Raw genomic sequence first — 18,567 nt, 5'->3', positions numbered from 1 at the left:
TCAGCAGCTGTGGTGCTCAGGATCTCGCCGGCCTGCTCGATGCTGACTCCGGCGTCGGCCAGCTTCGGGCCGATGTCGCGGATCAACAGGATGATGCCGAGCATCGAGAACAGCGCGGCCCCCAGTCCGTAGAAGGTACCTCCCACCGATGCTTTCACCGCCGAGACGACACCACCGAGATGCGTTGGTGCACTGGACATCATGACCGTCGTCTGCGGTGTCTGGATGATCGCGCCGCCGACGGTCGTCAGCGCCATCACTGCCCCGATGACAGCGATCGGGGTGTCGAACCGGAATGACAGCCGAGCCAGCAGGCTGATCGCCAATACCGACAGGCCTGCAACCACCACGGTGCCGTTGCCAAAGCGTGCCGCTACTCGGCCGGCCCCGATGGCAGCCAGTGCGGCCACCAGCGTGGCCGGGATGAGCAGCAAGGCGAACGCCCAGGTAGACAGATCGCGGACGATGACGAGGTAGAAGGCGACCATGGTCATCGATCCGCCCTGCACCAGATTGTTGGCGGCGCCCGCGCTGACCACGGCAGTGAACCGGGGCGAGCGGAAGATCCGCACATCCAGCGCCGGATCGTCACAGCGCAACTCCCACCACACGAACGCGGCGGCGGCGCCGATGCCGGTCAGGATTGATGCGATCGCGGCGAGATCGACGCCACTCTGCAAATCGGAGATGCCGTAGGTGACGCCTATGAGTGCGACGGCGATCAGCAACAGGCCGGGGAGGTCGGTCCCGCGGTGCGAACTCTGCGTCTCCGGGACGTAGCGCAGGGTGATCACCACGACGAGGGTTGCGAGCACGGGTGTGACAAGAAGTCCGGTGCGCCAACTGAATTGCTCGGCCAGTGTACTGCCGATCGTCGCCGGCAGCACACCGAATGCATAGACCGCGGCGAGATACCACGCGATCGCACCGGCGCGACGTTCGGGCGGAAAGACGGCATTCATGATGGCCAGCGACAGACCGCTCAGGAATGCGAACGCCACCCCGATGCAGGCTCTGGCGATCATCAGCACCACGACGTTGGGCGCCGTCGCGCCGATGAACCCGAATACCACCGCGGCGCACGCCCCGGCGACGAACATCCGCTTCATGCCGTACTTGTCACCCAGCACGCCCGCGCCGAGCACCGAGGCGGCCAGGGTCAGGGTCGCCAACGATGAGACGAAGATAGTCGTGCCGTGCGAGAAGCCCAGGCCGTGGCGGACCAGGGAGATGTTGGCCGCCATGATCCGCAGATCGCCGACGGCTACGGCGCTGCCCAGGCCCATGGCCACCGTCGTCATGGTGGCGGCAAACCCGCTGACCTGCTCTACCCGCACGAGGTGATGCTAGTGCCTCGGCGGCGTGGCCGCCGAACACTGCTAGAGCGCGTGAATTCCCTTGTACAGCAAAGCCGAACCGATCACCAGCAGTATCGCGGCGACCAAAGCGCTGTGGTTTCGATCCATCCAATTCTTGACCCGGTCCAGTGCCGCGTCGAGTCGCTCGCCGAGGAATAGATACCCCAGTGCGGGGATGGCCACCGTCGATGCCGCGAGCGCGGTGAAGATCAGCACTGCTTGCCAGGCCCCGGTCCGGCCCAGTGCGGCGGTGCCGATGGCCACGCCGGCCGCGGCGCACATCGTGAAGACTTTGAGATTGGCGACCGTCAAGACGATCGCCGTGATGAAGGCCCGCCCGGGCCCCATCGAACCCATCGCGGTCATCCATTTCGGGTTGTGGGCCCGGCGGTGCCGGCCGAACCACCGGTAGAGGCCGAAGGCGATCAGGGCGGCGCCGAGGACGATGCGGACGTAGGGGGCCCAGGTGGGTTTGCTGTCCAGCCCGTTGTTGGAGACGTCGGCTCCGCCCACGAACGCCCCGGTGATCACCGCGATGCCCAGTATCCACCCGACCAGGAAGGCGAGGCTGGTGGGGCGCGGGCGCGGGGTGTGCAAGACGAGGATGCCCGGGATGATCGACAGCGGCGAAATCGCAATGATCAAGGCCAGTGGGATTAGTTCTTTGAGGCCGGAGCCCAGATTGTTCACCGGGGGGAACCTACGCGAATTACTCTCGGCGGCGCAGAATTTCAGCCCCGCGCCGGCTGTCCCAGCAGACCCGAGGACGGGGCACTGGGAAATCAAGGGGGAGATTTTCGAACTCTCGGGAATTCCATGAGCCGACAACGCGCGGTCATCTTCGACATGGATGGCGATGACTAGGGCTTCACCACGTCTGACCGTGCCCGGGCGGTGGGGGAGGCGCCGAAGAAGAAGTCGAAGAGGGGCGCCTAGCCCCTCGACAGTGGCCCCTGTCCTCCAATCGGGGGATGGCGGGATGGCCCGATACAACGCCCGCTCGGTGGACGCCCGCGACCAACCACATGAGTCAGATTGGTCGGTGACAGCATTCATCCGCCACAAGGAGTTGAGGATCATGAAGAGCATCAACGTGATCGCCGAGCAGGTGTCCGACCGGGCCCTGACCGCGGCAGTGGCGTGACGCGGAGTACGGCGGTCGACAACTGGATATCCTTACAGTCGCCCCACAGCGCAGATCCGATGAGGAGAACCACCATGATGACGGACCGTTCGATGCGCCGCATGGCGCTGGTCGCCAGTACGGTCGCACTGATCGGCATGGGCATGCTGACCTCTTGTGGCTCCAAGGAAAAGCCGCCCGAGACGTCGCCGTCGGCGCCGGGTTCGAGCGCCCCGGCGCTGGTGCCGACGGAGAAGGTGATCACGCCCGGACCCAACGCCGGTTCCGGGCCGAATTCCCATGCCCCCACTGACCGGGCCCGTCCGGCTCCGACGGCGCTGCCGGGCAACGTCATCACCGGAGGTTGAGGGGATGAAGCCCGAGGCTTGACGGATGGATCTCTTCGGGGAGTGGCAGGCCGGCGGCACGGAGATCCGGTGGCGGTCGACGACTCCGGATAACAACGGTCGGGAAGTGCGCCTCTTCAGTCGGCGCAGCGGCACCCCGGGCGCGCCGGCATTGGTGTTCGTGCACGGCTTTCCGACTTCCAGCGTCGACTTCCATGGACTCACAGTCGAACTCGGCTCCGACTTCGACATATTCACGGTTGACTTCCCGGGCTACGGCCTGTCGGAGAAGCCGCCGGCCCCGTATCGCTACTCGCTGTATGACGATGCCCGGCTGCTCGTGCACCTCATCACCGAGCAGTGGCGGCTCGGCGACTTCCGGATGCTGACCCATGATCGCGGCAGCAGCGTGGGGATCATCGCTCTCTCGATGCTGGCCGAAAAACACCCGGGCAACATGCCTGTCGATCTGTTCCTCACGAACGCGAACATCTTCCTGCCGCTTTCCAATCTGACCGCGTTCCAACGTGCGCTCCTCGACGACGCGACGGGCCGGCAGACCGCTGCGGCGACGGCGCCGGAGATGCTCGCGGCCGGTCTCGGAGCTACCGCCTTCATTCCGCGCCGTGCTCCCGGTGACCCCGAGATCACGGCCATGGCCAAGTGCTTCGCCCACAACGACGGAATGCGGGTTCTTCCCGACACCATCAAGTATCTGAACGAGCGGGCCGACCACGAGACAACCTGGCTCGAGGCGCTCGCCAGGATTCCGGTCGACACGACGATCATCTGGGGCCTGCACGACGCGATCGCGCCGCTTCGGGTCGCCGACCACGTCTGGCGCACCTACGTCAGGGACAAGAAGGGCCGCAGCCGTTACTGGGTGGTGCCGGGCGCCGACCACTACGTCCAGTGCGACGCGCCCGACCAGATCGCCGCCGTCATCCGCCTCACCGCCGCCGGCGGCCCGCTGGAATTGCAGACGCTCGGCAACACACCTGCCGGAGCCACGCTCGTCGACCAGAGGACGGATCGACCCTAGTTCCGCGGCCCTGGTTTAGGGTTTCCTTCAGCATGAAGGTCCACCTCCAGGTTGAGGCCGCACCCGGTCGCGTTGCCGGGCACGCCCGCGAACTCGAAGCAGTCGGCGCCGACGGCCTGTTCACCTTCGAAGGCCCGCACGACGTATTCCTCCCACTGGCGGTGGCTGCCGGCCTGGTTCGGATGGACCTGATGACCAACGTGGCGATCGCCGGGCCGCGAAGCCCGTTGCATCTGGCACATGCCGCCTACGACCTGCAGGTGTACAGCGCCGGGCGCTTCCGGCTGGGTCTGGGCTCGCAGATCAGGACCCACATCGAAAAGCGCTACGGGGCGCAGTGGAGTAAGCCGGCGGCCCGCATGGCCGAAACCGTGAAAGCTATCAAGGCCATCTTCGCCGCCTGGGAAGGGTTGGCGCCGTTGAACTTTCGGGGCGAGCACTACACCCACACGCTCATGCCGCCGAACTTCAGCCCCGGCCCCAACCCGTTCGGTCCGCCGCCGGTGCTGCTCGGTGCGCTCGGCCCGGTGATGACCCGCACCGCCGCCGAGGTCGCCGACGGACTGCTGGTCATGCCTTTCAACAGCGAGCACCATTTCGCGGAGCGCACCGTTCCCGCGATCACCGAGGGCCTGGAAAGATCGAGGCGCACCCCGGCCGACTTCCAGATCGTGGCCCAGGCCATGGTCGCCGTCGGACGGACCCCGGAGGAACTCGCGGCTGCGAGGAACGGCGTCGCCATGCTGATCGCCTTCTACGGATCGACGCCGGCATACCTTCCGGTCCTGGAGGTCGAGGGGTGGGGGGCGTTGCAGCCCGAACTCAACGCGCTCTCCAAGGTGGGCGACGTCGCCCGGATGCGGTCCCTGATCGGTGACGAGATGGTGGCCCGCATCGCCGTGGTGGGGACGCCCGAGCAGTGTGCTGCCGAGATCGGCCGTAGATACGGCGCGCACGCCCGGGAGGTCTGCTGCTACTTCCCGGGCTACGACCCGGCCGCGGCCCACGTCGGCGATCTGGTCTCTTCGCTCCGGGCCCTGTAGGCCTACCTACCCGACTTGCTCGCCCGTCGCCGAGCGTCGAGCCTGGTCCACAGCCACGTCAGCGGGACCTGCCGACCAGTCGCGATGTGCTCCACGGTGGCCGGGTAGTGGCAGATCTCGCGGACCTGGGCCAGGCCGGCCCGCTTGCCGGCCAGCAGCACCTGGTCATTCAGCGCCAGCGGGGTGTCCTCGGCCGGCATGAACCGCGGCTCTCCGTCGCGGACCAGAACCAGCGCGGCCAGTGGCAGGACCGCATTCCGGTCGTCGGGCCGACGGATCAGAGCCCCCAGACTCAGCGTCTCGCCGCGTCGCAGCCAACCGGCGATCGCGGGTGCCTGCTCGTCGGACAGGGTGATCACCTCGCGCTCCGGAGTCCGCCGGCCGCAGCGCGCGACCAGGTGGTCACGCACCCGGACGGCCCACGGCTCATCGCGGGTGATGGCATGGGTCACGAAGCTCCAGAACACCGGTGTCAGGATCCGGGCGAGTACCTCCCGGGCGACGACCTCCGTGCCGACGTAGACCGTGTCGATCCGCAGCGGATTCAACAGCGCCTTTTTCGCGGTGGACTGCTGGCGCAGCACCACGTGAACGCCGGGGTTGGCCTTGCGGGCGTGTTCGGCCATGGCGATGTTGACGGTGTCGTTGTCGGTGCCTGCCACGAATGCCACCGATCCGGAGAGGTCGGGATCGTCACCCGCCGCCTCGGCGAGTTCGACGGCGACACCGGCCCCGGCGAGATCGGTCAGGATGGTCTCGGCGAACTCGCCCTCGGCGCAGACCACCCATCTGCGCGCCGCCAGATCCTGCCGCGCGGGCAGCAGTTGTTCGTCCTCGTTGTCCATCAGCCACCGCAGCAGCTGGTAACTCACCGGCCGGCGGATCGACAGGGCGAGGTACTCCCCGAACCGGTCATCGGCGTTGATGGCCGACGCGGGTGCGAAGTGCTCCATGCGGTTCCCGGTGCGCCGCCGGCTGCACCGGCCCAGGACCGGCAGGTCCGGTCGCAGCAATGATGCGGCCATCACCACGGCGAGGTTGGAGTCGTCGTCGTCGGTCAATGCCAGCACACCCTCGCACTGCGGGTGCCCGAGGCCGGCGATGCCCAACACCGCCGGTGAGCCGCAGTCGCCGCGCAGAGCGGGAACGTCGAAGGTGAGTTGCTGGGATGTCACCGACTCGACTCTGTCCGCCCCCTTGTCGATGACGACGAACCGGCGGTGGTGCTCGTCGAGTTCGGTGCCGACGGCGCGGCCGGCGTCGCCGTAACCGCCGAGGATGATGAACGGTTCGACCAGCCGGCGGACCTGGCGCCGGAACTGCTGGGTGGCGACGGCGGTTTGGAAGGCTTCCCCCTGAATGAGGGCGAAGAACACGCCGATGGCGTAGGCCCAGCCGATGACGAGCAGGAAAATCGACACCATCATCCACATTCGCTGCAGGTAGCTGAAGGGATAGGGCGCTTCGGTGAAACCGACGGTCGTCAACGTGATGGTCATCTGATAGAAGGCGTCGAAGATGTTCAGCCGGTAGGGGTTTCCGTCAGCGTCGACTCCCGGCATCAACATCATCCCGGCAGTGCAGAAGCTGAATGTGACGACGACGACGAGCAGCGGCATACGCATCCGCCGCATGATCAGGAAGACAGCATCGGTGGTCGGTAGGGTGTCCGGGATGTCGACCGGGGGGCGCCGCGTGGCCCGCCGGCGGCTCCAGAGACGGAAGATGGGCCGCGGGTCCGGCATGGGGTTCGGCAAGGGGTTCGGCATGGGGTTCGGCATGGACTGGCAGTGCTATCGGCGGCGGAACGTTGCCGTCTCGATGACGAGAAGCGTGACCGACACCAGGTTGGCCAGCAGCGCCCCGCCGGACAGCGACACCACGCTTGCCATGTTGTGCGCGTCGAGCCCGTCGGGAGACACGTGGCTGGCCCACACCCACATCCCGGCGGCGGCGGCGAGTTGGAGCAGCGCCACCAGGCTGGTGGCCAGATGCACCGCGCCCAGTTGGGTGCTGTCACCGAACTTCAGGATCGTCGTGATGACAGCGACGATGAGCGCGAGGAAGAGCTCCCAGGAATTGTGGAGGGCGGGATCGCTGATATCGCCGATGAAGAATCCGAAGTTCAGCGTCGCCGCCAGCAGTACGAAGAAGCCGAAAACCACCTTCTCAAGGTTCACATCGGAAGCTTAGAGGGTTGCCCGGCCCGTGCGGGACGTTCGAAATCAGACGCCGCTATTTGCGGACGGGTCGCTTCAGCAGGTACTGCAGCCAACGAACGTCGATCAACATGAGTGCAACGGTATGTCCCGAGATTAAGGCCGACGGCCACCGGCGCTAACGCGTCGCTAAGAATTTCTGCCAGAGCCCCATTAGGTTGGGGCGTTGAAGCGCTTGATGTGGGCGAAGAAGCGATCGGAGAGATCGTCGGGCATCTCCACGTTCAGCCTGACGTCATCGAGTTGCATGACGGTGTGCCCGTCGCCGTAGGGCAGCAACTCCTGTGCTTCGCCGATACGGGCGCACATGGTCACAATGAACTGCTCGTAGCCGAGTAGAGGCAACAGGGCGATGGCGCCGGCGTCCTGGACGAACGTCAACGCTTCATGCTCGACCGGAGTTTGAACGCAGGTCTCAGCCTGTACCAGGAGGGCCTCGTGGTGGTCCATCAACCGGTTGGCGATGTCGATGATCGCCTCCGCGTCGGCGGTGCCGTCGACGCCCACCTCACCGAAGGCGCCCTGGAACGCCGGGCTCAGCATGAACGACTCGATCTGGGCGAGGATGTCGATGATCAGCGTCATCGTCCGGTGGGCGGCCTGGGAGTACGCCGGGCCCGACAGTGGCATGGCTCCGCGGCGGGGTTGATAGCCGGAGGCGACGCTACGAAGGCGCGCCTGGAGCGCGTTGCGCCGCTGCACCAGAACCGAGGCGAACACCGCCCATGGCCACGCGGCCGGTTTGTCGACCGTGAGGTGCGACAAGGCCTCTTCGGTGGTGGCGACCTGCGCAACGAGCGCGGCGTTCTGGTGCGGGGGCACAAGCCGTTTGGGTGTCGGGTCGATCGGCCGGGCCATTCCTTCGGCGAGAGCCCGAAGGTCGGCCGGCCACTGCCATGGTTCGAGAAGCTTCTTCCTGGCGAGTTTCTTCATGGAAAGGTGCCGGCCGACCAGGACCAGCAGGACCACGCCCGCCAGGCCGGTCAGCAGCGTCGCCGTATCGGCCATCCGTCCCCCCATTCACCCACTGCGAGGGTAGCCGCGGGGGCCGACAGAAAATCGGCGCCTGTCGGCGCTAACGACCCGCTTCGATGGCGGCGACCCGCGCTGCCGCGTCCTGCCCGCAGACCGGCCGCAGGCTGAACCCGGATGCGATCAGGCCGGCGATCCGCTGCTTGAGGTCGCCTGAGGACACGTGGGCCTGCAGGGCGGTCCCCGGGCAGTCCGTTCCCGAGGCGACCTCCCGGTGGCTGGCCAGCGTGTTCACCCCGACGTCGAATTGCTCTGTGGCCCAGGCGAATACCAATGCCGCACCGTCGAGTTGCGCCTCGGTGACGGCCTCCTCGTCGAAGTTGCCCTCGCACAGCACCAGGAAGTGCCCGGTGGTGTCGTAGTCGGTGGCGGTGTCGCCGGCGATCGCGGTGTCGCGGAGCGCGAAGATGTTCCCGTTGCGGTCGACGGCGGCGTGATAGGCGATGTCCACCCAGCCCTTGTCGTCCTGATGGAATCGCTGATGTTGCCGCAGCCGGGCGACGATCCCCCGGTTGTCCAGCAGGGCCACCGCGGAGTGATGGACCGTCATCCGGGTGATGGTGTGCGGTCGCCCGCCGGGAAGGGCCGGGCGCGCGCCCCACGCCTGCCGGCACAGCATGACTCCCGACGGCACGACGCCCGACGGCGAAGACGGTTCGGCGGTCGCGGACCGGGGGTTGCCCACCGCCGATGCCAGACCGGCCCCGCCCGCCAGGGCCAGCAGTCGGCGCCGGCTGAGATCTGAGTTCCGCACGTCGGCCACAATAGAGGCAGTGGGCCGCGATCTACTCGCCCGAAAACGTCGGCGGTCCCGCCTATCATCGAATGTATGTTCGATGATCCGGAGTCCGATGCCGACCTGATCGACGCGATGGGCGAATTCTCCCGCGCGGAGTCCGCGGCCATCGCCGGCAGGCTGGCCGCGGTCGGGGAGCTCTTCGCGCGGCGCTCCGTCGAGTGGGAGGAGCGCGGACTGTGGTGCTCGGATCCGTTCGAGGCGGTGGCGGCGGAGGTGTCCGCGGCCCAGAACATCAGCCGGGGCCGGGCCGGCACCCAGATCCGTCACGCCCGGGAACTGCGCGAACGGCTGCCCGAGGTCGCGGCCGTGTTCGCCGCCGGCGGCATCGACTACCGCATGGTCATGACGATCATCAACCGGACGTCCAACGTCGCCGACGACCTGATCGCCAAGCTCGATGCGGCTCTGGCAGTGGTTGTCCCGAAGTGGATGAAGTTGTCGGGTCCCAAGCTGGCCGACCGCCTCGATCAGTGGATCGCCAGGTTCGACCCCGACGGTGTGCGGGTGCCGCCTGATATCGACGCCAACCGTTACGTCGAGGTCGGTCCGACCGACCCGGGGATGGGCGGCATCTGGGCCAACGTCCACGCCGCCGACGCCGCCGCGTTCGATCAGCGACTCGACGCACTTGCCGGCACGGTCTGCAAAGACGATCCGCGGACCGCGATGCAGCGGCGAAGTGACGCGGTCGGCGCGATGGCGGCCAGCGCGGACAAGCTGCTCTGTGAGTGCGGTTCCCCGGATTGCCCGGCGCTCGGCGAGGGCGGCGCAGCGCCGGTGGTGATCCATATCCTTGCCGAGCAGGCCACCGTGGAGGGCGCCGGTGACAATCCCGGCTACCTGCCGAAGTTCGGAGTCCAGCCTGCTGAATCAGTTCGGGCCCGGGCCGGGACGGCGAAACTCAAGCCGGTGAGGGTGCCCGACGAGGAGCAGCCCGGATATCGGCCCTCGACGGCCCTGAGTTCGTTCATCCGTTGGCGGGACCTGACCTGCCGATGGCCCGGTTGCGATGAGCGGGTCTGCGACACCGACCACACCGTGCCCTATCCGGCCGGACCGACGAGCCGCGTCAACCTCAAGCTCTACTGCCGCGCGCATCATCTGGTCAAGACGTTCTATTGCGGGCCCGGCGGCTGGTCTGAGCGGCAGTTACCCGACGGAACCGTCGTCCTCACCTCGCCCACCGGTCACCGGTACACCACGGAGCCCGCCGGCGGGCGGATGTTCCCGGCGCTCCGCCTCCCGACCGGGATGTCGGCGGAGACCGACGTGATCACGGGCGATACCGGGCCGCCCACCGCGAGCCGCGAACTGGCGATGCCCACCCGGAAGCGAACCCGGGACGAGGATCGCCGGATGCGGATCGACCACGAACGAAGAATGCGCGGCGCGATCAACGCCGAACGCGCCCGCGCGCAGGCCCTCCGGGCCGCCGAGATCCAAGTGGCCGAACCACCGCCCTTCTAGGGTCGGATAGGCTTGGAGCACAGACCCTGCGACCCGTTAGGTGGCGACATGCCCGCTCCATCTGCCGACGTTTTCGACCGCCTGCGCAAGCTTGTGGCAATCGAGGATGCCGACGCCCGGCCCGCCAGGACCGTGGAGGAAGTGTTCACCGGCCGCCCGCTGGCGACCATCCCGGTCGGCACGGCCGCCGACGTGGATCGCGCGTTCGAGAAGGCGCGCGCCGCCCAGGTGGACTGGGCCGAGCGTTCGGTGTCCGACCGCGTCGCGATCGTGCGTCGCTACCGCGACCTGGTCGTGGAGAATCGCGAATTCCTGATGGACATGCTCCAGGCCGAGGCCGGCAAGGCCCGGTGGGCGGCCCAGGAGGAGATGATCGACCTGACCGCCAACGCGCACTACTACGCCCGGGTCTCCGAGGACCTGCTGAAGACCCGGGGCGTGCAGCCGCTGTTGCCGGCGATCGGCAAGACCACGGTCGGCCACCAGCCCAAGGGTGTCGTCGGCATCATCTCGCCCTGGAACTACCCGATGACACTGACTGCCTCGGATGCCATTCCGGCCCTCATCGCCGGAAACGCGGTGGTCCTCAAACCGGACAGCCAGACCCCCTACAGCGCGCTGGCCTGCGCCGAGCTGCTGTACAGAGCGGGTCTGCCGCGCGAGGTCTACGCGATCGTGCCCGGCCCCGGATCGGTGGTCGGCACGGCGATCCTGGAGAAGTGCGACTACCTGATGTTCACCGGTTCGACGGCCACCGGCAGAGAACTGGCCGAGAAGTGCGGCCGCCGGCTGATCGGGTTCTCGGCCGAACTCGGCGGGAAGAACCCGATGATCGTGACCCGGGGGGCGAACCTGGACAAGGTTGCGGCCGCCGCGGTCCGGGCCTGCTTCTCCAACGCCGGGCAGTTGTGCATCGCGATCGAACGGATCTACGTCGAGCAGAGCATTTTCGACGAGTTCACCCGCAAGTTCAGTGACGCGGTGCGAGGCATGAAACTCGGCGCCTCCTATGACTTCTCCGCCGACATGGGCAGCCTGATCTCGGAGGGCCAGGTCAAGGCGACCACCGATCACGTCGAGGACGCGAAAGCAAAGGGTGCCAAGGTCATCGTCGGCGGAAAGGCCCGCCCCGACATCGGGCCGCTGTTCTACGAGCCCACCGTGCTGACCGGTGTGACCGAGCAGATGGAGTGCGCCCGGGACGAGACGTTCGGCCCACTGGTGTCGATCTACCCGGTGGCCAACGTCGAGGAGGCGATCGCCAAGTCCAACGACACCGAGTACGGTCTGAACGCCAGCGTATGGGCCGCCTCGGAGTCCGAGGGGGAGAAGATCGCCGCCCGGTTGCACTGCGGAACGGTCAACGTCAACGAGGCCTACGCCTTCGCCTGGGGCAGTCTCGGTGCCCCCATGGGCGGTATGGGGATCTCCGGGGTCGGCCGCCGGCACGGGCCTGAGGGGTTGCTGAAATACACTGAGGCGCAGACGATTGCGACGGCCCGGGTGTTCAACCTCGACCCGCCCTTCGGCATGCCCTCGGAGCTGTGGCAGAAGGTGCTCTTCCCGATGGTCCGAACCGTGATGAGGCTTCCGGGACGCAATTAGGCCCGGTTCCGCCGTCGAGACGGATAGCATCGACGAACAGCTGATTTCGGCGGAGGGGTTCATGGCGGTTGCGGCCCGGGTCTACAACAGCGTCTGGCAACTGCGGGCCGACACCTGGTGTCGGCTGGAAGAAGCCTCCGGCCAACTGGCCCGGCTGGCCACGGCCGGCCGGCCCACCGAGGAGCATCAGCAGAACTGCCGGGCGTTACTGGCCCGGTTGGCGCCGCTGGAGCTGTACTGGGCCTATCCCAGCGGCGCGCAGTTCGGCAAGCTCAACCGGATGTTCACCGGTGGCGAGTACGACAAGTTCGCCCAGGCCGTCGCCGGCATCAACCACGCGTTGACCCACGAGACCTACCGCACCGGGATGCTGGACGTGGCCGGCGACGACGACGAACTCGGCACCGATCTGCACTGGATGGACACCCAGCCGCACGGCAGGCGGGAGCCGCTGTATTTCGAGGTGCTCGTCGTCGAGACCCTGACCGAGGCCCAGGAACGCAAGCTCCGCAAGGAGGCTCAGGGCTGGCGCCGCCCGGACGACGAATTCGTCTACGAACCAGTGGTGGTGCCCAACGCGGCCGAGGCCCTCATCGCGGCGCGCCTCAACGTCAACGTGCAGGCCGTCGTGATCGGCCGGCGCTTCGGCGCCCAGGCGACCAGAGACGTCTCCGAGCTCGCCGAATTCGTCGACCCCACCGTGGCCGAGCTATTCGATGAGGACCAGTCCCACGACGAACGCTCCGCCGTCCTGGCGGCGGCTCTGCGGGATCTGCGTCCCGAACTGGACCTGTATCTGATGACCGAGGTCGCGGTCGAGAACGTCGCCGGGCGACTCGGGAAGGACTTCCGGCGGGTGTTCCACGCCAGGGAGGGTCTGCTGGAACTGCACCTGAGCCTGCTGCGCGGCGTCGCCGCCAGGTATCGGACCCCCTTCTTCAGCGCCCTGAAGGAGTACAGCCAACGTCCCACCGGCGTGTTCCACGCGCTGCCCGTCTCGCAGGGAAAGTCGATCATCAAGTCGCACTGGATTCGCGACATGGTGGATTTCTACGGCCTGGACATCTTCATGGCGGAGACCTCCGCCACCTGCGGGGGACTGGACTCGCTGCTGGAGCCCACCGGGCCGCTACGCGAGGCCCAGGCGCTGGCCGCCGAGACCTTCGGATCCCGGCAGACCTACTTCGTCACCAACGGAACCTCCACGGCGAACAAGATAGTCACCCAGTCCCTGGTCGCCCCCGGCGACATCGTCCTGCTCGACCGCAACTGCCATCAGTCCCACCACTACGGAATGATGCTGGGCGGGGCCAACGTCATCTACCTCGAGGCCTACCCGCTCAACGACTACACCATGTACGGCGCCGTCCCGCTGCGGGACATCAAGGCGAAGTTGCTGATGCTGCGGCAGGCCGGAAAGCTCGACCGCGTCAAGATGATCGCGCTGACCAATTGCACCTTCGACGGCATCGTCTACGACGCGCAGCGGGTCATGGAGGAATGCCTGGCGATCAAACCGGATCTCGTCTTCCTCTGGGACGAGGCCTGGTTCGCCTTCGCGCGTTTCCACCCGGTGCTGCGGTCGAGAACCGCCATGGAATCCGCCGACCGGATCCGGAAACGCCTGCAAGACAAGGATTATGCGACCGCGTACGAAGAGCAGCTGGCCCGGGATGTGCAAAGTCCGCCCACCGATGAGGAGTTGCTCGACCGCCGGCTGCAGCCGGATCCGGCCAAGGCGCGGGTGCGGGTGTACGCCACCCAGTCGACGCACAAGACGCTGACCGCTCTGCGGCAGGGGTCGATGATCCACGTCTTCGACCAGGATTTCGACCAGAAGGTGGCTGAGCCGTTCCACGAGGCCTACATGGCGCACACGTCGACCTCGCCCAACTACCAGATCCTCGCGTCACTGGACCTCGGCCGCCGGCAGGTCGCTCTGGAGGGCGTCGAACTGGTCGGCCACCAGATCGAGAACGCCATGCAGTTGCGCGATGCCATCGACAACCACCCCCTGCTGAACAAGTACATGGGGTGCCTGCGCACCTCGGACATGATTCCCGACGAGTATCGGGCCAGCCATATCGGACAGCCACTGCGCACCGGTCTGCGCAGCATGATGCGGGCCTGGGAGTCCGACGAGTTCGTCCTCGATCCCTCCCGGGTCACCCTGTCGATCGGCCGGACCGGTTACAACGGAGACGAGTTCAAACGCGTGCAGCTGATGGACCGGCACGGCGTACAGATCAACAAGACCTCCCGCAACACCGTGTTGTTCATGACCAATATCGGCACGACCCGCAGTTCGGTGGCGTTCCTGGTCGAAGTCCTGGTCAAGATCGCCAGTGAACTCGAGGAGCGGACCTCGGAGATGAGTCTGAGCGAGCGGGGCCGCTTCGAGCACACGGTTCGCCGCCTGACCTCCGATACCGCTGCGCTGCCGAACTTCAGCGGATTCCATCCGGCGTTCCGGGACCCAACCGCCGACACCCCGGAGGGCGACGTCCGGCGCGCGTTCTACCTGTCCTACGACGACGGCAACTGCGAGTACCTCTCCGGCGAGGAGATCGAGGAGAAGCTGGACGCCGGTGGGGAAGTGGTGTCGGCGACGTTCGTCACGCCCTATCCCCCCGGGTTCCCGGTGCTCGTTCCCGGCCAGGTCTTCAGCCGGGAGATACTGACCTTCGTCCGCGATCTGGACACCCCTGAGATCCACGGCTACCGACCGGATTTCGGCTATCGCGTCTACACCGACAAAGCGATCGAGACCTGCGAGTCCCGGTGATCCCGCGCCGATGAGTTGGTCGGCCCTGCAGCCCTACCTGGTGGCGTGCGCGATCGGGTTGCTGCTCGGCTTGGAACGCGAACGCAGCCGCAACCGCACGATTCCGGCCGGCTCGCGGTCGTTCGCGTTGCTCGCCCTGCTCGGCGCCGCCGCGGCGACGTTCGGGCCGTGGGCGGTGATCGCGGGGCTCGTGGGGATCGCCGCGCTGATGGCCCTGGCGTACCTGCGCACCAGTGACGAGGACCCCGGAACCACCACCGAGATCGCCGCTCTGGTCACCTACCTCCTCGGTGCGCTGGCCTACGGTCGCACCGCCGTAGCCGTGGCGCTCGCCGTTGTCGTCACCGTCCTGCTGGCCTCCAAGAGCCGAATACACCGCTTCGCCCGCGACATCGTCACCGAAGTCGAAATGGAAGACGCCATAAAGTTTTTCGTGGTGGCGTTCGTTATCCTGCCGCTGCTGCCCGACCGGCCGCTGGGTCCCTACGGGGTGCTCAATCCCGCCAAGGTGTGGCTTCTGGTGGTGCTGCTGACCGGCATCGGCTGGCTGGGCTATCTCGGCGTCCGGGCACTGGGCGCCCAACGCGGACTTCTGCTCACCGGTCTGGCGGGCGGGTTCGTGTCGGCCAGTGCCACCACGGCCTCGATGGGCCGGCTCAGCCGGACTGCCGGAGTGCGGGCACCGCTGGCCAGCGCACTGGCCGCCAGCCTGGCCACCTTCGTGCAGTTGCTGATCGTCATCGGCTACGTCGACCCGCAGGTCCTGCGGCGGCTGTGGCCGCCGGTCGTCGCCGGCGCACTGGTTCTGGCCGCGGTGGCCGGTTACGTCTACCGCGGGGCGGTGTCCGACGGCCGGGGCGTGTCCGCCGAGACCGCCGGCGCCCCCGACGGTCGTCCCTTCGCCCTGCGGCCGGCGCTGATCCTGACTGCGGTTCTGGTCTTCGCCCTGCTGCTCGGACGCTGGGGCGCCGACGTCATGGGGCCGCGGGCAGCGGTGCTGGCCGCCTTCGCCGCCGGACTCGCCGACGCCCACGCCGGATCGGTCGCCGCCGCCAGCCTGGCCGCCAAGGGCGACATCGCGGTGACCACCGCATTGGTCGCGGTCGGAGCGGCGCTGGGCTCCAATCTGCTGGTCAAGATCGCGCTCGCGTTCAGTGCCGGCGGCCGGCGGTTCGGACTCGGCTTCGTGGCGGCGATGGCGGCACCCGCGCTGGTCTTCGCGGCGGCCTTGGCCGCGGCGATCAGGTGACGCCGGGGCGCCCCGCCACCGTCTCCCCATGACCGGCCGGCAGGTTATCGGGCGGTTCGATGCTGAGTCTGCGGGCCACCGGCACATCCGTCGACGAATGCAGGATGATCGACATCGCGATCGTCACGGCGATCAGGTCGAAGAGTCGCTCCCCGTTGGGAATGTCCGCCTGCAGCACCAGCAGGCCGTAGACCACCGAGGCGAAGCCCTTGGGGCCGAACCATGCCGCGGTGAGCTTTTCGGCGCGCGGCATCCCGGTGTTGGTCAGCGACAGCAGCATCGAGGCCGGCCGCACCACCACGATCGCCAGGATTGCCAGCAGCCAGTCCTGCCAGCCCAGGTGCGACAGGCGTTCCGGGGTGATCAGCGCACCGAACAGCAGCAGCGCGGCGAACTTGGTGAGTTCGGAGAGCAGATCGCCGAACGGTTCGAAGCTCTCGGCGGCGACGTGGTCCATGGTTGCCAGCGCAGACCCCGCGGCGAACGCCGCCAGGTATGGATTGGCATGCGTCAGATGGCAAGTCGCGTACACCACGATCGCGATCGCGACCGGGCCCAACGGCTGAAGTCGCGGCTCGGCGGTGAGTAATCTGCTCCGCCACGCCAGCGCGACAACAGCCGCGACGCCGACGCCGATCGCCAGGCCGAGCACCAGCTCCAGCACGACGATGCCCAGATGCGAGCGCTCGTTTTTGGCCAGTGCCAGGAAGATCAGCACGAACGGCAGCGCCAGGCCGTCGTTGAGGCCGGACTCCACATTGAGCAGCCGGCGCAGCCGCAGCGGGATGTCGGAGCGGCCCACCAGCGCCGAGGCGAACACCGGGTCGGTCGGAGAGAGGATGGCGCCCAACAGGAACGCGGTGGGCCAGTCCAGGCCGGCCAGGTAGTGGGCCGGCACCGCGATCCCGATCATCGCCAGCGGCATCCCCAGGCCCAGTGCCCGCCCGGACAGCCGCCAGCCCTCGCGCAGCGCCGGCACACTGGCCCGCTGACCGTCGGTGAACAACACCGTGAACAGCGCGACGTCGGCCATCACCGCGACGATCTCGCTCTCCGGGCCCAGGTGGTCCACGCCGAGGACGCCCGGCCCGAGCAGCGCCCCTGCCACCAGGAACAGCAGCGCTGTGGACAACACCGTGCGGGCGGCCAGACCGGACAGCGAGACACTGATCAGCAACATCACGCCGAACGCCAACACCAGCGCCATGCCTGCACCTCCTGTTCCTGCGATGATGTCTACATCATGCGAAGGGTTTTCATACCGGTGATCGGACTGATAGTCGGCGGAGCCGCGGCCGGGACCGCCGTGGCCGGTGCCGATTATCAAGCGTTGAGTCCCTATGACGTGCAGAACCCGGCGGTGGGCTACCTCGACCCCGCACTGCTGGCCGCCGTCCAACGGGCCGCCACCGCCGCGGCAGCCGACGGGATCACCATGACCATCACCTCGGGGTGGCGGTCGGCGGATTTCCAGCAGCAGTTGCTCGACGACGCGGTGGCCAGCTATGGCAGCCTGGCCGCCGCCCGGCAGTACGTGCAGACCCCGGACCGCTCCAAGCACGTCCTGGGCCGGGCCGTCGACATGGGCGGCGCCGGCGCCGACCAGTGGCTGGTGGCCAACGGCGCCCGGTTCGGCCTGTGCCGGGTTTACGCCAACGAACTGTGGCACTTCGAATTGGTTGCCGACGCCGCGGGCAACTGCCCGCCGTTGCTCGCCACGGCCGCGGCCGGATGAGCGCCGCGGTGAGGCCCGAGTACGTCGACTTCCACTTCGACATCATGTGCCCGTACGCCTACCAGACCTCCCGCTGGATCCGGGAAGTGCGGAATCTGACTGGTCTGCAAGTCAATTGGCGGTTCTTCAGCCTCGAGGAGATCAACCGGGTCGAGGGCAAGAAGCACCCGTGGGAGCGCGAGTGGTCCTACGGGTGGTCGATGATGCGCATCGGCGCCCTGCTGCGGCGGCGGTCGATGGACGACGTCGACGCCTGGTACGAGCGGGCCGCCCGCGCCCTGCACGTCGAGGGCCACAAGCCGCACGAGAAGGCCGTCGCCCGGCATCTGCTGGCCGAATTGGGGATTGACCCCGCCCTGGTCGACGAGGCCATCGCCGACCCCAGCACCGGCGAGGAGGTGCTCGCCGACCACCAGCGCGTGGTCGACGCCGCCGGCTACGGGGTGCCGACGCTGTTCTTCCCCGACGGGCAGTGCCTGTTCGGTCCGGTGCTCATCGACCCGCCGTCCGGCGAGGCCGCGGTGCGCCTCTGGGATGCGGTACTGGCCTGGACGGAGTTCCCGCATCTGTACGAGTTGCAGCGGCCCAAGACCGTCGCCGACGGCCTGGCGATCACCGAGACGTTCCGGCCCTATCTGGAAGCCCGTGACTGGGTGTCGATCAACCGCGGTGAGGTCATCGAGTTCCCGCCCCGCGCCGAGTGAAGCACCCTGCAGTCAAAGTGCGAGTAGACCTCTGCGTGGTGCTGCAATCGCGGGCGCCG

The 18,567-nt window shown here is 67.5% G+C and carries 16 protein-coding genes; 9 read left to right on the top strand and 7 right to left on the bottom strand.

The features are described from left to right. Both ADBZ5U_RS06590 and ADBZ5U_RS06585 read right to left on the bottom strand, forming a co-directional pair. The coding region (locus ADBZ5U_RS06590) for an MFS transporter (protein WP_526263627.1) at positions 1 to 1,244 on the bottom strand (1,244 nt) is incomplete at its 3' end. Positions 1,245 to 1,379: 135 nt separating this feature from the next. Next, the gene (locus ADBZ5U_RS06585; RefSeq protein ID WP_526263625.1) at positions 1,380 to 2,048 is read right to left on the bottom strand and encodes a GAP family protein; all 669 of its coding nucleotides are present in this window, start codon (positions 2,046 to 2,048) and stop codon (positions 1,380 to 1,382) included. Positions 2,049 to 2,576: 528 nt separating this feature from the next. On the opposite strand from ADBZ5U_RS06585, the gene ADBZ5U_RS06580 reads away from it, so the two are divergent. Genes ADBZ5U_RS06580 through ADBZ5U_RS06570 form a run of 3 tightly spaced genes read left to right on the top strand, consistent with a single transcriptional unit; the run spans position 2,577 to position 4,913 of the window. Further along, a complete protein-coding gene (locus tag ADBZ5U_RS06580) occupies positions 2,577 to 2,849 on the top strand; it encodes a hypothetical protein (RefSeq protein WP_526263623.1) in 273 nt (90 codons plus the stop codon). 25 nt (positions 2,850 to 2,874) lie between these two features. Further along, on the top strand, positions 2,875 to 3,870 hold the full coding sequence (locus tag ADBZ5U_RS06575; protein ID WP_526263621.1) for an alpha/beta fold hydrolase: 996 nt from the start codon (positions 2,875 to 2,877) through the stop codon (positions 3,868 to 3,870). 32 nt (positions 3,871 to 3,902) lie between these two features. Further along, a complete protein-coding gene (locus ADBZ5U_RS06570) occupies positions 3,903 to 4,913 on the top strand; it encodes a TIGR03617 family F420-dependent LLM class oxidoreductase (RefSeq protein WP_526263619.1) in 1,011 nt (336 codons plus the stop codon). 2 nt (positions 4,914 to 4,915) lie between these two features. Here the strand turns inward: ADBZ5U_RS06570 and ADBZ5U_RS06565 are convergent, their stop codons facing one another. The 4 genes from ADBZ5U_RS06565 to ADBZ5U_RS06550 form a co-directional block, all read right to left on the bottom strand. Next, positions 4,916 to 6,538 carry a potassium channel family protein gene (locus tag ADBZ5U_RS06565; protein WP_526263617.1) on the bottom strand — a complete coding sequence of 541 codons (1,623 nt, stop codon included), beginning with the start codon at positions 6,536 to 6,538 and terminating at the stop codon, positions 4,916 to 4,918. A gap of 168 nt (positions 6,539 to 6,706) precedes the next feature. After that, a complete protein-coding gene (locus ADBZ5U_RS06560) occupies positions 6,707 to 7,093 on the bottom strand; it encodes a DUF6394 family protein (protein ID WP_526263615.1) in 387 nt (128 codons plus the stop codon). A gap of 192 nt (positions 7,094 to 7,285) precedes the next feature. After that, complete coding sequence (locus tag ADBZ5U_RS06555; RefSeq protein ID WP_526263613.1) at positions 7,286 to 8,140, bottom strand: hypothetical protein; 855 nt, start codon at positions 8,138 to 8,140, stop codon at positions 7,286 to 7,288. Between the two features lie 67 nt (positions 8,141 to 8,207). Beyond that, the gene (locus ADBZ5U_RS06550; RefSeq protein ID WP_526263611.1) at positions 8,208 to 8,918 is read right to left on the bottom strand and encodes a peptidoglycan recognition protein family protein; all 711 of its coding nucleotides are present in this window, start codon (positions 8,916 to 8,918) and stop codon (positions 8,208 to 8,210) included. A gap of 75 nt (positions 8,919 to 8,993) precedes the next feature. Between ADBZ5U_RS06550 and ADBZ5U_RS06545 the strand changes: the two genes are divergently transcribed. The 4 genes from ADBZ5U_RS06545 (at position 8,994) to ADBZ5U_RS06530 (ending at position 16,069) form a co-directional block, all read left to right on the top strand. After that, the gene (locus ADBZ5U_RS06545; RefSeq protein WP_526263609.1) at positions 8,994 to 10,430 is read left to right on the top strand and encodes a DUF222 domain-containing protein; all 1,437 of its coding nucleotides are present in this window, start codon (positions 8,994 to 8,996) and stop codon (positions 10,428 to 10,430) included. Between the two features lie 48 nt (positions 10,431 to 10,478). Then, positions 10,479 to 12,035 (top strand): succinic semialdehyde dehydrogenase, encoded by a 1,557-nt coding sequence (locus ADBZ5U_RS06540; protein WP_526263607.1) that lies wholly within the window; start codon positions 10,479 to 10,481, stop codon positions 12,033 to 12,035. Positions 12,036 to 12,096: 61 nt separating this feature from the next. Beyond that, positions 12,097 to 14,820, top strand: a complete 2,724-nt coding sequence (locus ADBZ5U_RS06535) for an aminotransferase class I/II-fold pyridoxal phosphate-dependent enzyme (RefSeq protein ID WP_526263604.1) — start codon at positions 12,097 to 12,099, stop codon at positions 14,818 to 14,820. 10 nt (positions 14,821 to 14,830) lie between these two features. After that, positions 14,831 to 16,069 (top strand): MgtC/SapB family protein, encoded by a 1,239-nt coding sequence (locus ADBZ5U_RS06530; protein ID WP_526263602.1) that lies wholly within the window; start codon positions 14,831 to 14,833, stop codon positions 16,067 to 16,069. Here ADBZ5U_RS06530 and ADBZ5U_RS06525 read toward each other — a convergent pair. Next, positions 16,062 to 17,276 (bottom strand): cation:proton antiporter, encoded by a 1,215-nt coding sequence (locus tag ADBZ5U_RS06525; RefSeq protein ID WP_526263600.1) that lies wholly within the window; start codon positions 17,274 to 17,276, stop codon positions 16,062 to 16,064. The genes ADBZ5U_RS06530 and ADBZ5U_RS06525 overlap by 8 nt on opposite strands. A gap of 36 nt (positions 17,277 to 17,312) precedes the next feature. Between ADBZ5U_RS06525 and ADBZ5U_RS06520 the strand changes: the two genes are divergently transcribed. Beyond that, positions 17,313 to 17,804 carry a M15 family metallopeptidase gene (locus ADBZ5U_RS06520; protein ID WP_526263598.1) on the top strand — a complete coding sequence of 164 codons (492 nt, stop codon included), beginning with the start codon at positions 17,313 to 17,315 and terminating at the stop codon, positions 17,802 to 17,804. Beyond that, a complete protein-coding gene (locus ADBZ5U_RS06515) occupies positions 17,801 to 18,508 on the top strand; it encodes a mycothiol-dependent nitroreductase Rv2466c family protein (RefSeq protein ID WP_526263596.1) in 708 nt (235 codons plus the stop codon). Before ADBZ5U_RS06520 ends, ADBZ5U_RS06515 begins: the two co-directional genes overlap by 4 nt. Positions 18,509 to 18,567 lie beyond the last annotated feature (59 nt).

Origin of the sequence: Mycobacterium sp. (assembly GCF_040398885.1) — a bacterium.
Taxonomy (GTDB): domain Bacteria; phylum Actinomycetota; class Actinomycetes; order Mycobacteriales; family Mycobacteriaceae; genus Mycobacterium.
Note: the sequence above shows the minus strand (reverse complement) of the source record. Positions and strands in the feature narration are given on the sequence as shown.